This is a genomic window from Micromonospora xinjiangensis (assembly GCF_056150165.1).
Genome location: NZ_JAXCFO010000008.1, coordinates 135,458 through 149,452 on the forward strand (window position 1 = coordinate 135,458; position 13,995 = coordinate 149,452).

Here is a 13,995-nt window from a genome sequence, read left to right on the forward strand (position 1 = left end):
CGCGCTTACCCGCGATCCCGGCCCCGCTAACGCGGGCGGCACTCCCGTCGACGGTCCACCGTCGGGTACGCGCCCGGCCCACCTCCAGGGGCGGGGGAACCGCGCCCTCAGGTCGCCGCCTCGTGCTCACGGACCACCCGGTCGATGCGGCGGTCGGGGACGATCCACATGACCGCCACGGCGACGAAGCACGCCAGGGCGAGCCAGACGCCGACGTGCCCGCTCCGGTCGACCGTCAGGGCGCTGAGGATCCCGACGACGTGCAGTGGCGGGGAGAGCTTGCCCTTGAGGTCCCTGCCGACGGCTCTGCGCAGCGGCGATTCCGCCCCCTGACCTCGGATGATCACGGTCTGGAGCACGAAGTAGGCGACGGCGGCGCCGAGGAGGTTCAGACCGTAGACGACGACCGGGGTCCGCGCGAACATCGACTCGTCCACCCAGGCCGTCGTGAAGGGGAACAGCGACAGGGCGAACAGCAGCGCCAGGTTCGCCCACAGCACCGCGCCCCTGACCCGCGCGACCAGGTGGAACATGTGGTGGTGGTTGTTCCAGTAGATCCCCACGTAGACGAAGCTGAGCAGGTACGTCAGCAGCCCCACGCCGGTGGTGTGGACGAGGTCGGAGAGGTCGTGACCCTCCGGCACCGTCAGCTCCAGCACCATGATCGTGATGATGATGGCGAGCACCCCGTCGCTGAAGGCCTCCAGTCGACTGGTTCTCACCACGTCCCCCTTCGCCGGTCGGCACGTCTCGGGCGGCCCGGAGGCCCGCCTGTCGGCTTCTGGTCGGTCATGCGGCTCCCCGCTCGGAGGTCTCCGGTGTCTTCACCGAGTCGAGACAGGGCAGCCGCGGTATCTGTGACAGGCGCGGCGTCGCCAACGTCACTGCCGTGGACCCGCAGTTGGCGATCCCGGTGCGACCGGCCCACCATGGGCTCGGCGGCGGCCACGGCACGAGCGGACGGGGGCGAGCGGTGACGGATTCCGGTGTGGCCCAGGAGCCGGTGGGCTCGGACGATCTCGACGAGGCCGCGGCCGTCTTCACCAGCGTGCGGCCGCGCCTGTTCGGGATCGCGTACCGCATGCTCAGCAGCGCCGCCGAGGCCGAGGATCTCGTGCAGGAGGTGTGGCTGCGGTGGCAGGCGACCGACCGCCGTGCCGTGGTCAACCCGGGCGCATTCCTGGCGACCACGACCACCCGGCTGGCCATCAACGCGCTGCGGTCGGCGCGGGTCCGGCGGGAGACGTACGTCGGGCCGTGGCTGCCGGAGCCGGTCGACACGAGCGCCGACCCGTACCTCGGCGCCGAGCGGGGTGAGGCGCTGGAGTTCGCGGCCCTGCTGCTGATGGAGAAGCTCACGCCGCACGAGCGTGCCGCGTACGTCCTGCGCGAGGCGTTCGACTACCCGTACGGGCAGATCGCCGACATCCTGCAGTCGACCGAACCCGCGGTCCGCCAACTCGTGAGCCGGGCGCGGCGGCACATGGCGAGTGAGCGGCGTGCTCCCGTCAGCGCCGCGGCGCAGCGGGAGCTGCTGACCACGTTCGTCGCGGCCGCCCGCTCCGGCGACATGACCGCGTTGGAGCGGCTCCTCGCCGCGGACGTGACCAGCCTGTCGGACGGCAACGGCGCGCTGGGCGTCGCCCGCCGGCCGGTGGTGGGGATCGCGCCCGTCGTGAGGTTCCTGGACGCGATCTCCTGGTTCTGGCGGGACGTCGAGGTGAGTTGGGCGGAGACCAACGGCCGGACGTCCGCCGTGCTGCGGCGCGACGGCGAGGTGTACGCGGTGCTCACGGTCACCGCCTCGGCCGACGGCATCGACCGGGTGCTGTGGCAGATGAACCCGGAGAAGAACACGGCCGTCTCGGCCCCGGCCTGAGGCCCGTGTCACGAACCGCCCGCGGGCCCGCACGAACGGGTGTCGTGCGGGCCCCGCCGGGGTCAGCGCGCGAGCCACTCCCGGTAGGTCGTCTTCGCGATCACGGCGTCGCCCTTGGCGATCAGGGCGTCGCCCGAGGCGGCGGCGAACATCCCGGCGCTGTTGTCGGTGACGACGGTGCGCTGGTCGCCGTGCGCGGCGAGGGTGATCCTGCCCAGCTCGTCGAGCGGGAAGACCTCGGGGCCGGCGACGTTGCGGGTGCCCTGCAGCGGGGCGCCGGCGCTGACGTCGGCCACGGCCTGGGAGATGTCGGCCGCGGCGATCGGCTGGACGAGCGTGGCGGGCAGGCGGACGGTGTTCTCGTCGGCGGTCCACGACAGCACCGCGTCGACGAACTCGAAGAACTGCGTCGACCGGACGACGGAGTACGGCACCGGACCGGCCTTGAGGATGTCCTCCTGGAGCACCTTCGCCCGGTAGTAGACCAGGTCCGGCACCTCGTCGGCGCCCACGATCGACAGGACGACGGCGTGACCGACGCCGGCGTCCCTGGCGGCCGCGAGCATGTTGTCCATGGTGGTCTGGAAGTACGCGGGGGAGGCCTCGTCGAAGGTCGGCGAGTTCGTCAGGTTGACGACGACGTCGGCCCCGTTCAGCGCCTCGGGCAGGCCCTGCCCGGTGAGCAGGTCCACGCCGGTGGTCGACGGGGAGTGGGGCACCGCCTCGTGCCCGGCCGCGTTCAGGATCTTGACCACCTGCGATCCGATGAGCCCGGTACCACCGATGACAGCGATCTTCATGTGCTCGACCTTCCCTTTCCCGGAGGAGAAATGCGCTCTCACGCGCTACGACCGGACTGGTCGGCGGGTTGTGACAGCGCCGGGTGTGATCCGGCGAACAGCGCCACGGCACCCGGCGGGACACGCCGGGCTGTCACAGGCGGGGCCGCTGCCCGGTCCCAGCTGGCACCGGGAGGGCGGCACGTCACCGCCGTCCCGGACCCCACCCCTGCCACGGAGGAACCATGAGCAACCCCGGCGGGCAAGCCTGCCCACACGCGCGTCTCGACGCCGCCCGGGCCGCGGACGGCGGTCACCGGGCCGTCGAGGGCGGCGCCCGGCAAGGCGCCGCGTCGGTGCCGGCCGGCGGGACGGCGGCGCTGTTGCCCAACGGGGCCGGCCCGGACGTCGCGCCGGCATACCCTCGACGGGTGGGCAGCGCTCCGCCACCTCCGCACGGCCGCCGCGGGGCGTCCCGCGACCACTGTCTCAGCCCGCTGCGCGCCGTGGACCGGCCCACCGGCGCGGCCCGCTACGGCCGCATGTTCCGCGACCTCGACCCGCTGGGCACCGACCCCGAGCTGCTGGTGCGCGCGGGCGGCGACGGCGGGATCTGCGACGCCGCGGCGGTGCTGGACCAGCTGACCGCCGGGGGCGACGACGCCACCGAGGCCGCCGGTTGGCCCTTCTTCGGCCAGCTCGTCGCCCACGACATCACGGCCGACCGCTCATCCCTGACCGGCGGCGTCGCCCCCGAGGCCCTGCGCAACGCCCGCACCCCGATGCTCAACCTGGAGATCATCTATTCGGACGGGCCGATCGGCTCGCCGTACCTGTTCGACGTCGCCGACCCGGCGAAGTTCCTGCTCGGCGGGGAGGGGCGCGACGTCCCCCGTAACCAGCAGGGGGTGGCCCTCATCGGCGACCCCCGCAACGACGTGCACCTGTTCTCGCTGAGCCTGCACGTCGCCCTGCTGCACGCGCACAACGGCCTGGTCGACCTGCTGCGCGAGCAGGGGGTGCCGGAGGCCGAGGTCTTCGAGCGGGCGCGCGGCAGCCTCGTCCGGCACTACCAGTGGATCGTGGTGCACGACTTCCTGCCCCGGCTCGTCGGCGCGCCCCTGGTCGAGCAGGTGCTCGACGAGGGCGGCCGTTGGTTCGCGCCGCCGCCCGGAGAGGCGTACATCCCGCTGGAGTTCGCCGACGCGGCCTACCGCTACGGCCACGGCCAGATCCGGCACACCTACCGACTCGTCGAGGGCGGCCCGGCGGTGCCCCTCTTCCCCGACCTCGTCGGGTTCGGCCCGCTGCCGGCCGACCGTCGGCTGGACCTCGCGCAGATCTTCGACGTGCCCGGCCGTCCGCCCGCGCAGCGCGCCAAGCGCCTAGACGGCCGGCTCGCCGCGAGCCTCATCGGGCTTCCCGAGCAGGTCACCGGGGCGGTCGACGCCGCCGCCTACCGCTCCCTCGCGGTACGCGACCTGCTGCGCGGTGAGACCACGAGACTGCCCAGCGGAGAGGCCGTCGCCCGGCTCCTCGGCGTGACGCCGTTGACCGCCGACGAACTGGAGCAGACGTGGCCGCAGGGCACCCCGCTCTGGTTCTACGTGCTGAAGGAGGCCGAGCACCGGGCCGGCGGCGACCGGCTGGGGCCGGTCGGCGGCCGGATCGTGGCCGAGGTGCTGATCGGGCTGCTCCGCGCCGACCCGGGGAGCTACCTCAACCTGGACCCGGACTGGGCGCCGGACCTGCCCGCCGCGGGCGCCGGCTTCGGCCTGGCGGACCTGCTCACCCTGGGCGACCGTCACCGGCCGGCCGGGGCGGCGTGACGGGGCGCGCGCCCGCACCGGCTGCCGGGGGCCGGCGCCCACGCGGTCGCCCTCCGGCTCGTCCGCCAGTCGCGGGCGCTCGTGGCGGATGGCGCCGCGGACGACCACCACGGCGCGGTTGGGACGCGCGGCGGTCGTGGTAGCCGGTGTCGTGCCGGCACCTGCCGGCGCGCTCAGGCGGAGCGGGAGCCTCAGCCGCGGCGGCTCCGGGCGGCCACCGCGCGGCGTACCGGGCCCACGTCCTCCCGCCGGCCGGGCCGCTTGGCCGCGTGGAGCTGCCCGGGCCCCGGTCCGCTCCGCGCGGCCAACGCGTCGGCGACGACGCCGGTCGCGAACCCGTAGATCGTCTTGTGAAGCAGGTCGACCGCGAGCTCCCGACGCGGCCAGGTCTGCGGCGGGGCGCCCACCCCGGTGGCGTTCTCCAGGATCTGGTCGGACGTCAGCCGGACCACGCTGAACATCGTCGAGGCCCACGGTCCGCGCAGCCCCGCGTTCGCCATGACCGCGCGCAGCACGCCGACGAGGGCGCCCTGCCCGTAGTGCATGGCGAGGTTGAGCGAACGGGGTTGGCGTCCCGGCTTCTCCGGCAGGTTCGCCACCCGTTCCAGCACGCGGGCCGGCACGTAGGAGTCGGGTCGGCCGGTGAACCGCTGTTCGGTCTTCTCCGCCATCGTCATCACGGCCGTGCCGGCGAGACCAGCCAGCATGCCCTGCCACATCGCGCGCGTCAGCATGCGGGACATCTACCCACCGCGCTGACGACCACACGCCAACCTCCGCGGGGCCGCCGGGCCGCCCGCGGGGCCGCCGTCGGGGCGTCGGAGGACGCCCCGACGCCGACGCGCCGCGACCGTCAGTCCAGGTCGACCCGGATCAGATTGACGCCCCGGATGGTGAACAGGCTCCTCGCCCCGTCGGTGACCACTTCGGGCGCACCGAACCAGGTCTGGTCGAGCCCGTCGGCGAGCACGTACGGCTCCGGCGCCCGCCGACCGACGCGAACCGTCCACAGGCTGCCCCCGTCGGTGCCGAAGACCCGGTCGTCGATCACCGCCAGCTTTCCGCCGACCGCGCCGACGTCGACTCGCCAGAGCACCGTCCGGGTGCGCGGGTCGAGGGCGAACAGCTCACCGTCGCGGGTCACGCCGACCAGCACCCGGCCGATGAGCTTCAGGTCGACGATCACCTCGCCCGCGGTCGGCTCGACGAGCCAGGCGAGCCGCTCGGTGCGGTGGTCGAAGTAGCCGAGCTTCGCGCGGGTGGTGGTCGGGGTGGTGCCGTAGCCGTTGACGATGCTGCCGCCGAGGAAGACGCCGTGCGGGTCGGGGCAGAGGGACTGCACCGTCTGGTCCGGCAGGATGCCCCGCCAGCTGCGGAACCGCCGGCCGTCGAAGATGTTGAGGGCGCCCTCCCACCGGCCGTAGTCCGGCTCGGTGGACATCAGCACCAGGCCGCGGCGCCGGTCGACGGCCACCGCCGTCGGCCGGGTCTGCTCCTGGGCGGCGTCGACCCGCGCCACCTCGGTCGCCGTCCGTCCGTCGGCGGGCATGGTGAGGTAGCGGGCCAGGGTGTAGACGCCCATGTGCACCACCGCGCCGGACGCCACCATGTCCTTGGCCTCGCCGCCGAAGGGCACCCGGAAGGTGGGGAAGACGGGGTCGACCTCGGTGGAGACGACCTGCACTCCGAGGGTGCCCCCGACGACGACGCGGTCCCCGGCGTGGCATAGCGACATCGGCCGCTCCGGCGTGGGGGCGAGCTCCGGCGAGCTCATGTCCAGCGCCTCCGTGGTGCGGGCGTCCAGGTCGAAGACGATGCCGCCAGCGCTCTGGACGGCCCACAGCCGGCCGTCGTCGAGGAAGCCGAGCCGCACGTTCGACGCCTCCGCCACCGGCACTGCGACCAGTGTGGGCGCGCTGTCGCCGAGGCGGAAGCGGTAGAGCGAACCGCTCGGGCGGGTGGTGTAGAAGATCTCGTCGCCACGGCTGGTGACGCCGACGACGAACGAGTCGTCGGGCGTCGTGAGGACCTGGTGCCGGCTGTGGTCGCGGGTGTCGACCACGAGGACCTCGGCGGTGGGCGAGATGCCGACCACGAGGTGGTCACCGGCGAGGTGACAGACCGCGCCGAAGGTGCGGTCGCGCAGGCCGGCCGGGAGGATGTCGGTCCGCGTTCCGGTGGCCCGGTCGTAGGCGACCAGCCCGGCCCGGGAGCCGATGCCGCAGTAGACGGTGGTCTCGGTCGCCACCAGGTCGCGGACGTAGGTGTCGTCGGGGTCCATCCGGCCGTGGTCGGTGGCGCGGCCGGTCGCCGGGTCGTACTCCCAGAGCCGGGCGGACGGGTAGGTGCCGACGAAGATCCGCCCGTCGGGAGAGGCCTTGGTGGTCCAGCCGACCTCCTGGCGCAGGTCGAGCACCCGGGTCACGTCGAGAGTGCGGGTGTCCACCCGGAACAGCAGGCCGGGGGAGTAGGAGGAGACGAAGACGTCGGTGCCCACCGCGTCGATGCCCCAGATGCCGGGCACGCCGGGGATCAGCGCGGTCTTGGTGATCCGGCGCTGGGTGAGGTCGTACGCGGCGACACGGGTCGGCAGGATCTGCCGGGTGGCGAACCAGATCTCGTCGCCGACCCGTACGCCGTTGCCGAAGTTGAGCACCTGGGAGGCGGGACCGAGGTCGCTGATCGTCACGCCGGGCGCGTCAGCGGGGTCCTCGTCGGACGCGGCATGCGCAGACGGTGGAAATACGGCTCCGGCTGTTACCGCGCCGATGCCTGCGAGCACGGCCCGCCGTGAGAGGTTTCCCGACATCGTGCATCCCTTCGAGCGGTGTGATACCGAGGCTGCCCGCAGCCACCCGACATTACGGCCCGGACCGTTAACCGGGGACCCTAAAGCAGGTCGATGCCGTCGTCAACGGCCCGACCGCGCCCGCGCCCGCCCTCGAGGCCGCCGCGGCGCCACCGGCCCGCCGCCCGTCCTCCCGAACGGGCCCGTACGCCTGGCGCGCGCCGCAGGGTCGGTGGGCGCCCGCGGGTCGGCCTGCGTACGCTGGTCGGCGACCTTCCCGGACACCTGGAGCACCACTGATGACCAGCCCTGGAGCCCGCACCACCCGCGTCGCCCGCGTCGAGGACGTCGACGTCCTCGTCGACCTCGTCGAGTCGGCGTACCGGGGAGACCGCAGTCGGGTCGGCTGGACCCACGAGGCGGACCTGCTCGACGGCCAGCGCGTCGACCCCGACATGGTGGCGGCCGCGGTGACGAGCCCGAACGGGACGATGCTGGTCACCGAGGAGGACGGCGCGGGCATCGTGGCCTGCTGCCAACTGGAGCGCCGTGACGATCACGCCTACTTCGGCATGTTCGCGGTCTCGCCGCTGCGGCAGCGCGACGGCCTGGGGCGGCACCTGCTCGCGGAGGCCGAGCGGTTCGCCCGCGACGAGTGGGGCGCCGGCGAGATGCGGATGACGGTCATCACCCAACGCGAGGACCTCATCGCCTGGTACGTGCGGCGTGGCTACGTCCGCACCGGGGAGCTGACCCCGTTCCCGTACGGCGACGAGCGGTTCGGCCAGCCCCGCCGGCCCGACCTCGCGTTCGAGACGCTGACCCGCAAGCTCGGCTGACGGGGCGGCGGGTCGGCCCTACGGGAGACCACCCGATCGCGACCGGCCAGCGCCTCGCCGGTGCGGGCGGACCCACACCGACGAGGCGACGACAGCGGCCTAATTCCTGACGGTGATCGTGGCCGTGCGGTAGTTGTTGCGCTTGTTGCTCTTCGTCGGGTCGTAGTTGCGCTCGACGTTGCCGGCGGCGTCGACCGAGAACCACTTGAACGTCGTCGTCTCGGTCACGTGGAACACCTGACCCGGCTCACGGAACTCGGTCGCCTCGTAGCGGGGCGACTGGAGCGTGGGCCGGCTGCCGTCCGTGGTGTAGTAGATGGTCGCCGGCTCGTTCGTCTCGAAACGCACGTCGACCGGTCCGCGGTACTTCCCGCCGCCCGGAACGAGGCGCGACGTCGGGTCCTTCTTGTCCTTGCCCCACTCCGCCGCGACCCGGAACATCTCCATGATCCCGTTGGCGTACTCCATCGTCTCGGCGTGCCCGCTCACCAGCTCCGGGTTGCCCACCCACTCCGGCTGGAACGAGCCGCCCTGCCAGTTGCCGGTGGCCGGGTTGTAGACCGAGCCGCCGACCTCCCAGCCGAAGGCGTAGATCCCGTACGTGTGGTACAGGTCCTCGCGCACGTTGCCGGCGGAGGAGTAGAGGACGTCCGACGACCCGCCGACGTTCTCCGGCGTCACGACGGTCTCCCGGTGCGCCTTGACCTGCGACAGGATCCGGGCGGCCGACTGCCAGTAGAACGCCTCGTCGCCGAGCGGGGGACGCGGCGTGGTGATCCGCCCGTTCGCGATGTACGCGCCGGGCTGCCAGAACAGCTGGCCGCCGTTGGAGTGCACCGACATCATGAACTTGATGTTGGTGTACTTCTCCACGAGCCAGATGATGTTCTTCGCCTCGGGCTCGGAGAGCTTCTCCGGGCCCTGGTAGGTGTCGCTGACGCAGCTGGTGGACGCGCCCGCGTAGCCGTCGTGACCCGACCCGACCCGGTAGTTCCGGTTCAGGTCGACGCCCCAGGAGTTGCGCCGGCCCGGGTCGGCGTTCTCGTCCGGGCAGTGGTTCGTCAGGTTCCGGCGCTGCATGTTGTTGTTGTAGAAGCTGTAGTTCGCGCCGTCGGGGTTGTTGGACAGGATGAGGAAGATGTCGGTGTCGTTGACGATCTTCTTCGTCTCCCGGTCGGACCGGTAGTTGTGCACCAGACGCTCGGCCGTCTCCAGCGTGGTCGTCGCGGGCACCCACTCGCGGGCGTGGTCCTGCGCTTGGATCAGGACGCCGGGCTTGCTGCCGTCCCGGTGCGTGCCGATCCGCAGGACCGGGATCGTGGCCGGGCCGCGCGGCACCTCGCCCTCCGGCGCGCCGGCGCGCTTCTGGTCGAGGAAGTCGGTCAGCGCGACGGGCGCGGCCGTGGGGGCGACGATGCCGGTGCCCGCGTTGGTGCGGTACGGGTGCGCCCGGTCGATGAGGCCCTGGGACCCGCTCTCCAGCGCCGCCGCCACCTGCGCCGCGGTGCTCGCGAGCGCGCCCGAGGAGTCCTTGCCGAGCAGGACCCGGACCGCCTTGCCCGCCACCTCGACGCCGAGCGGCAGGTCCGCTCCCGGCCGGTCCACGAACTCCACCGTGATCTCGTTGCCGCCCTCGTGGCCCCACGCCGCCGAGCTGACCACCACCGCGGACTGCCCGGTGCCACCGATGGTGGCCTGCGCCTTGCGCTGGTAACCGTTCGTCTTGTTCGGCAGGTAGATGATCTGGGCGATGTCCGGGTACTGCCGGGCGATCTCGTGAGCGCGGGCGTAGAGCTGCTGCGGGGTCCGGTACCCGTCGACGAAGTCGTACCGGTAACCGCGGTTCTCCGTCAGCGGCGGCGGCGCGTCCTCCAGCCAGTCCGAGACGCTGCCGCTGGCGACGCCGCCGGTCGAGCTGGTGACCCGGATCTGGCTCGGCCGCGCGTCGAGCTTGAACAGGTTCCGGTGGAACATGTACTGCCCGGAGTCGACGAAGCGGCTCATGGTCCGGGCGAAGCCGAACGCGGTGCCCCGGCCCGAGTCGTTCTCGAGCTGCATCCCGACGACCGGGTCCGACTGCTGCCCCTCGGTGGTCCGCGCCTCGACGTAGAGGAAACCCTGGCCCTTCGTGGTGAACCAGTCGGCGCGGACGATCCGCACCGTCGCCTCGTGGCTGAGCGGCTGGACGGCTCGCGCGCCGGAGGCGCCGAAGCCGCCGTCGGCCTCGTCGCTCCACACGAAGCCTTCGCCGTCGGCGAGGAGTTCGGCGCCCATCGCCTCCAACTGGGCGATCTGCTCGGCGGTCACCACCGCCTCGGCCTCGATGCCGTCCGGCACGCGCCGGAGGCCGTGTTCGAGGTCGAAGCCGGCGGCGAGCACCCTGTCGAGCATGTCGGCGCCGGCCAGCCGCAGGTGTACGAGGCGTGCCTGGTCCTGCTGCTCGAGCGCTGACCGGCTCGCCGTGGCGCTCGGGTCCGCGCCCGCGGGTGTGGTCGCGGTGAGGATGCCCCCCACCAGGGCGGGCAGCGCGATGAGCGCCATGACGCGTTGTCTGCGTCGCATTCTCCCCTCCTTCTGCTTGCGGCGTGTGTCGACGTGTGTCCGGCCCTCGTGCGGGCCGGGCTGATCCATCCGGGACGGTGGAGCCCGGTCGCGCACGGCGGGGCCGGGCACGACGACGGTCGCCGCCGCGAGAAGGATCGGGAGAGCCGTGGGTGGACGGCTGCGGTGAGCGTATGTGCATCCGTCACATCGATGGGCGGCGTGATCAGGATTTGAGCAAGACTTGAGCGTCGCCGGGCGCTGGCCGTGCCGTGGCGCTCCGTCGGCGGGTCAGGCGCGGTGCGCGGGATCGGTGACGTCGAGGGCACCGGCCAGCGACTCCGGGGCGCGCATGCGCCAGGCGTCGGTGACCAGTTCCGTCAGGCGATCCACCGTCACCCGCGCCAGCCACACCATGACCAGGGGCAGCCCGTCGTACGCGGGGGTGGTGAAGAAGAGGTCGGGCTCGCCGAGGAGCAGCGCCTGCTTCTCCGCCTCGTCGCCGACGTACAGCACCGCGACATCGGTGCGGATCCGGCGGGGCTGGCCGGGGCGGCGCTCGGGATACGACCACACGAATCCCTTGTCGCCGACCCGGAAGTCGAAGCCCGCACTGTCGATCTCGACCACATGCGGGAGTGCCAGAGCCAGCCGGCGGACGTCGTCGGCGTCAGCCATCCAGATCCCTCCGGGACGCCGCTCGCCGCATCCGGACAGCCTAACCGGTCGCGCGGTCCCGCCCCGCGGGTCAGTATCCCGGCTCGCCGCCGGCGGCCAGCCGGGCCGCCGCCTCGGCGGGCGTGTCGTCGTAGCCGGGGCGGGCGATGAGCACGGACTGGAAGTAGTGGCCCTGCTCGTCGGCCGGGTCGTCGTCCGCCTCGTACGGCCGCCACAGCGCGAGGTACACCTCGCGCGCGGTGAAGGCGTCGTCGTCCTCGTCGGGCACGAGGTCGATGTGGCGGCGCAACCGCTGCACGACCTCCGGCGCGGGCAGGCCGAAGACGTCGACGTCGCGGTACCGCACCACGTCGCGCTCGTGCGGACGCCACAGCTCGATCGCGTTCACCCGGCCCCGGGTCGGGCCGACCCCGAAGCCCACGCTGAAACCGAGGCCGCTCGGCAGGTGCAGGGCCAGCTCCCCGTGAGCGGTCGGCGCCAACGGGGCGAGCGTCTCCAGCGCCGCGCGTGCCTCGGCGGATGTCATCCCGAGCCGCAGCGGTCCGACGCCGCGCGGCGGATCGAGCACGAACTCCATGAGCTGATCATCTCAGCCGCGTCCGACATGGCGGGAGCCCGGGCCCGCCCAATAGTTAGGTTTGTGAACAGAAAGTGTTACAGTCATTGTCGTCGATGCGTACCCCCGCCGTCGGCCCGTGGTATCCCGGAAAGGAGTGAGCGCATGTCGAGACTGCGCGCCCTGGTCGCGCTCGCGGCACTGGCTGCCGCCGGCGCACTGGTGGCGATCATCCCGTCGGCCCCGGCATCGGCCGCGGCCTGCGCGGCACCGTGGCAGTCCTCGGCCGTCTACTGGGGAGGCGACCAGGCCTCCCACAACGGCCGCAACTACCAGGCGAAGTGGTGGACCCAGAACGAGGCACCGCCGGGCAGCACCGGCGTCTGGCAGGACCTCGGCGCCTGCGGAGGTGGCGGCACGCCACCGCCCACCGGAGGCTGCGACCACCCGAACTGGGTCGCCGGCACCTGGTACCCGGCCGGGTCGATCGTGCGGTACACCAACGGCCTCTACTACATCGCCGAGCACGACAATCCCGGCTACGACCCCGTGATCAGCACCTGGTACTGGGAGCCCTACACCTGTAGCGGCACGCCGCCGACCACCCCGCCCCCCACCGGCGGCTTCGCGGTCAGCGAGGCCCAGTTCAACCAGATGTTCCCGAGCCGCAACTCGTTCTACACGTACTCCGGTCTCGTGGCCGCGCTCAGCGCGTACCCGGCGTTCACCAAGACCGGCAGCGTCACCGTCCAGCGTCAGGAGGCCGCGGCCTTCCTCGCGAACGTGCACCACGAGACCGGCGGGCTCGTCCACATCGTGGAGCAGAACCAGGCGAACTACCCGCACTACTGCGACCCGAACCAGCCGTACGGCTGCCCGGCCGGGCAGGCGGCCTACTACGGACGCGGTCCGATCCAGCTGAGCTGGAACTTCAACTACAACGCCGCCGGCAACGCCCTCGGGCTGCCCCTGCTGACCAACCCGTGGCTGGTGCAGAACGACGCCGCGGTGGCCTGGAAGACCGCCATCTGGTACTGGATGACCCAGAACGGGCCGGGCACGATGACCGCGCACCACGCGATGGTCACCGGCGCCGGGTTCGGCGAGACCATCCGCAGCATCAACGGCTCGATCGAGTGCAACGGGGGCAACCCCGCGCAGGTGCAGAGCCGTGTCACGAGGTACCAGCAGTTCGTCGGCATCCTCGGCGTGCCCGCCGGTGCCAACCTCTACTGCTGATCCGTGCCCGGGCCTCGTCACCACGCGGTGGCGGGGCCCGGCCGGGTAGCCCTCCTCCCGGTGGCAGGATCGCCCTTATGGACGCTGACCTGCTGCCCGCCGCGCGGCTCCTCGGCGAGGCCCGTCGCGTGGTCGTGTTCACCGGCGCCGGGGTCTCGGCCGAGAGCGGGGTGCCCACCTTCCGCGACGACCTCACCGGCCTCTGGGCGCGCTTCGCCCCCCAGCAACTCGCCACGGCGGAGGCGTTCCACGCCGACCCGGACCTGGTCTGGGGCTGGTACGAGTGGCGGCGCGCGCGGGTGCGCCGGGCCGAGCCCCACCCCGGGCACCTGGCGATCGCCGCCATCCAGGCCCGGATCCCCGGCACCACCGTCGTCACCCAGAACGTCGACGACCTGCACGAACGGGCCGGCAGCTCGGGCGTCGTCCACCTGCACGGCAGCCTCTTCGCGCCCCGCTGCGTCGCCGCGGACGCCCACCCGGCGGCCTTCGAGGACGCGGCAGGGGTCGAGTCCGCGCCGCCGCACGACGGTGGCCGGATTCCGCCGCCCCGCTGCCGGTCCTGCGCGGCGCTCGTCCGCCCCGGCGTGGTGTGGTTCGGGGAGTCGCTGCCGGAGGCGGCCCTGACCGCGGCGGTCGAGGCGGCCGCCACCTGCGACGTGTTCGTCACCGTCGGCACCTCCGGCGTCGTCCACCCGGCCGCCGAGCTTCCCCGGGTCGCGGCGCGCTCGGGAGCCACCGTGATCCAGGTGAACCCGGAGCGGACCCCGCTCGACGAGGTCTGCGCCGTCAACCTGCGCGGCACCGCCGCGCAGGTCCTCCCGCCCCTGCTCGCCGCCGCTTGGGACGGGACCGCCGCCGGGTGAC

At 72.8% G+C, this 13,995-nt stretch carries 12 protein-coding genes; 5 read left to right on the forward strand and 7 right to left on the reverse strand.

Features of this window, described 5'->3' with window-relative positions; all coding sequences use genetic code 11:
* Nucleotides 1–107 precede the first annotated feature (107 nt).
* Complete coding sequence (locus SM573_RS25855) at nucleotides 108–722, reverse strand: TMEM175 family protein (protein WP_474610821.1); 615 nt, start codon at nucleotides 720–722, stop codon at nucleotides 108–110.
* Between the two features lie 266 nt (nucleotides 723–988).
* Here SM573_RS25855 and SM573_RS25860 point away from each other — a divergent pair, with 266 nt between their 5' ends.
* The gene (locus SM573_RS25860; protein WP_474617259.1) at nucleotides 989–1,879 is read left to right on the forward strand and encodes an RNA polymerase sigma-70 factor; all 891 of its coding nucleotides are present in this window, start codon (nucleotides 989–991) and stop codon (nucleotides 1,877–1,879) included.
* Nucleotides 1,880–1,941: 62 nt separating this feature from the next.
* Here the strand turns inward: SM573_RS25860 and SM573_RS25865 are convergent, their stop codons facing one another.
* Entirely contained in the window at nucleotides 1,942–2,679 is a 738-nt protein-coding gene (locus SM573_RS25865) for an SDR family oxidoreductase (protein WP_474610819.1), read from the reverse strand.
* A 410-nt stretch (nucleotides 2,680–3,089) separates the two neighbouring features.
* Between SM573_RS25865 and SM573_RS25870 the strand changes: the two genes are divergently transcribed.
* Nucleotides 3,090–4,487 (forward strand): peroxidase family protein, encoded by a 1,398-nt coding sequence (locus tag SM573_RS25870; RefSeq protein ID WP_474617260.1) that lies wholly within the window; start codon nucleotides 3,090–3,092, stop codon nucleotides 4,485–4,487.
* 191 nt (nucleotides 4,488–4,678) lie between these two features.
* Here the strand turns inward: SM573_RS25870 and SM573_RS25875 are convergent, their stop codons facing one another.
* Nucleotides 4,679–5,230 carry a hypothetical protein gene (locus tag SM573_RS25875; RefSeq protein WP_474617261.1) on the reverse strand — a complete coding sequence of 184 codons (552 nt, stop codon included), beginning with the start codon at nucleotides 5,228–5,230 and terminating at the stop codon, nucleotides 4,679–4,681.
* A 110-nt stretch (nucleotides 5,231–5,340) separates the two neighbouring features.
* Nucleotides 5,341–7,176 carry a hypothetical protein gene (locus SM573_RS25880; RefSeq protein WP_474617262.1) on the reverse strand — a complete coding sequence of 612 codons (1,836 nt, stop codon included), beginning with the start codon at nucleotides 7,174–7,176 and terminating at the stop codon, nucleotides 5,341–5,343.
* A 398-nt stretch (nucleotides 7,177–7,574) separates the two neighbouring features.
* Here SM573_RS25880 and SM573_RS25885 point away from each other — a divergent pair, with 398 nt between their 5' ends.
* The gene (locus tag SM573_RS25885) at nucleotides 7,575–8,114 is read left to right on the forward strand and encodes a GNAT family N-acetyltransferase (RefSeq protein WP_474610815.1); all 540 of its coding nucleotides are present in this window, start codon (nucleotides 7,575–7,577) and stop codon (nucleotides 8,112–8,114) included.
* 99 nt (nucleotides 8,115–8,213) lie between these two features.
* Here the strand turns inward: SM573_RS25885 and SM573_RS25890 are convergent, their stop codons facing one another.
* From SM573_RS25890 to SM573_RS25900, 3 genes are all read right to left on the reverse strand, one after another.
* A complete protein-coding gene (locus SM573_RS25890; protein WP_474617263.1) occupies nucleotides 8,214–10,676 on the reverse strand; it encodes a M14 family zinc carboxypeptidase in 2,463 nt (820 codons plus the stop codon).
* Between the two features lie 270 nt (nucleotides 10,677–10,946).
* Nucleotides 10,947–11,333, reverse strand: coding sequence for an MmcQ/YjbR family DNA-binding protein (locus SM573_RS25895; protein ID WP_474617264.1), 387 nt, complete (start codon nucleotides 11,331–11,333; stop codon nucleotides 10,947–10,949).
* 70 nt (nucleotides 11,334–11,403) lie between these two features.
* A complete protein-coding gene (locus SM573_RS25900; protein ID WP_474610812.1) occupies nucleotides 11,404–11,910 on the reverse strand; it encodes a hypothetical protein in 507 nt (168 codons plus the stop codon).
* A 144-nt stretch (nucleotides 11,911–12,054) separates the two neighbouring features.
* On the opposite strand from SM573_RS25900, the gene SM573_RS25905 reads away from it, so the two are divergent.
* Nucleotides 12,055–13,128: a glycoside hydrolase family 19 protein gene (locus tag SM573_RS25905; RefSeq protein WP_474610811.1), complete on the forward strand. Its 1,074-nt coding sequence runs from the start codon at nucleotides 12,055–12,057 to the stop codon at nucleotides 13,126–13,128.
* A gap of 77 nt (nucleotides 13,129–13,205) precedes the next feature.
* Nucleotides 13,206–13,994, forward strand: coding sequence for an SIR2 family NAD-dependent protein deacylase (locus tag SM573_RS25910; RefSeq protein WP_474610810.1), 789 nt, complete (start codon nucleotides 13,206–13,208; stop codon nucleotides 13,992–13,994).
* The last annotated feature ends 1 nt before the right edge of the window (nucleotide 13,995 follow it).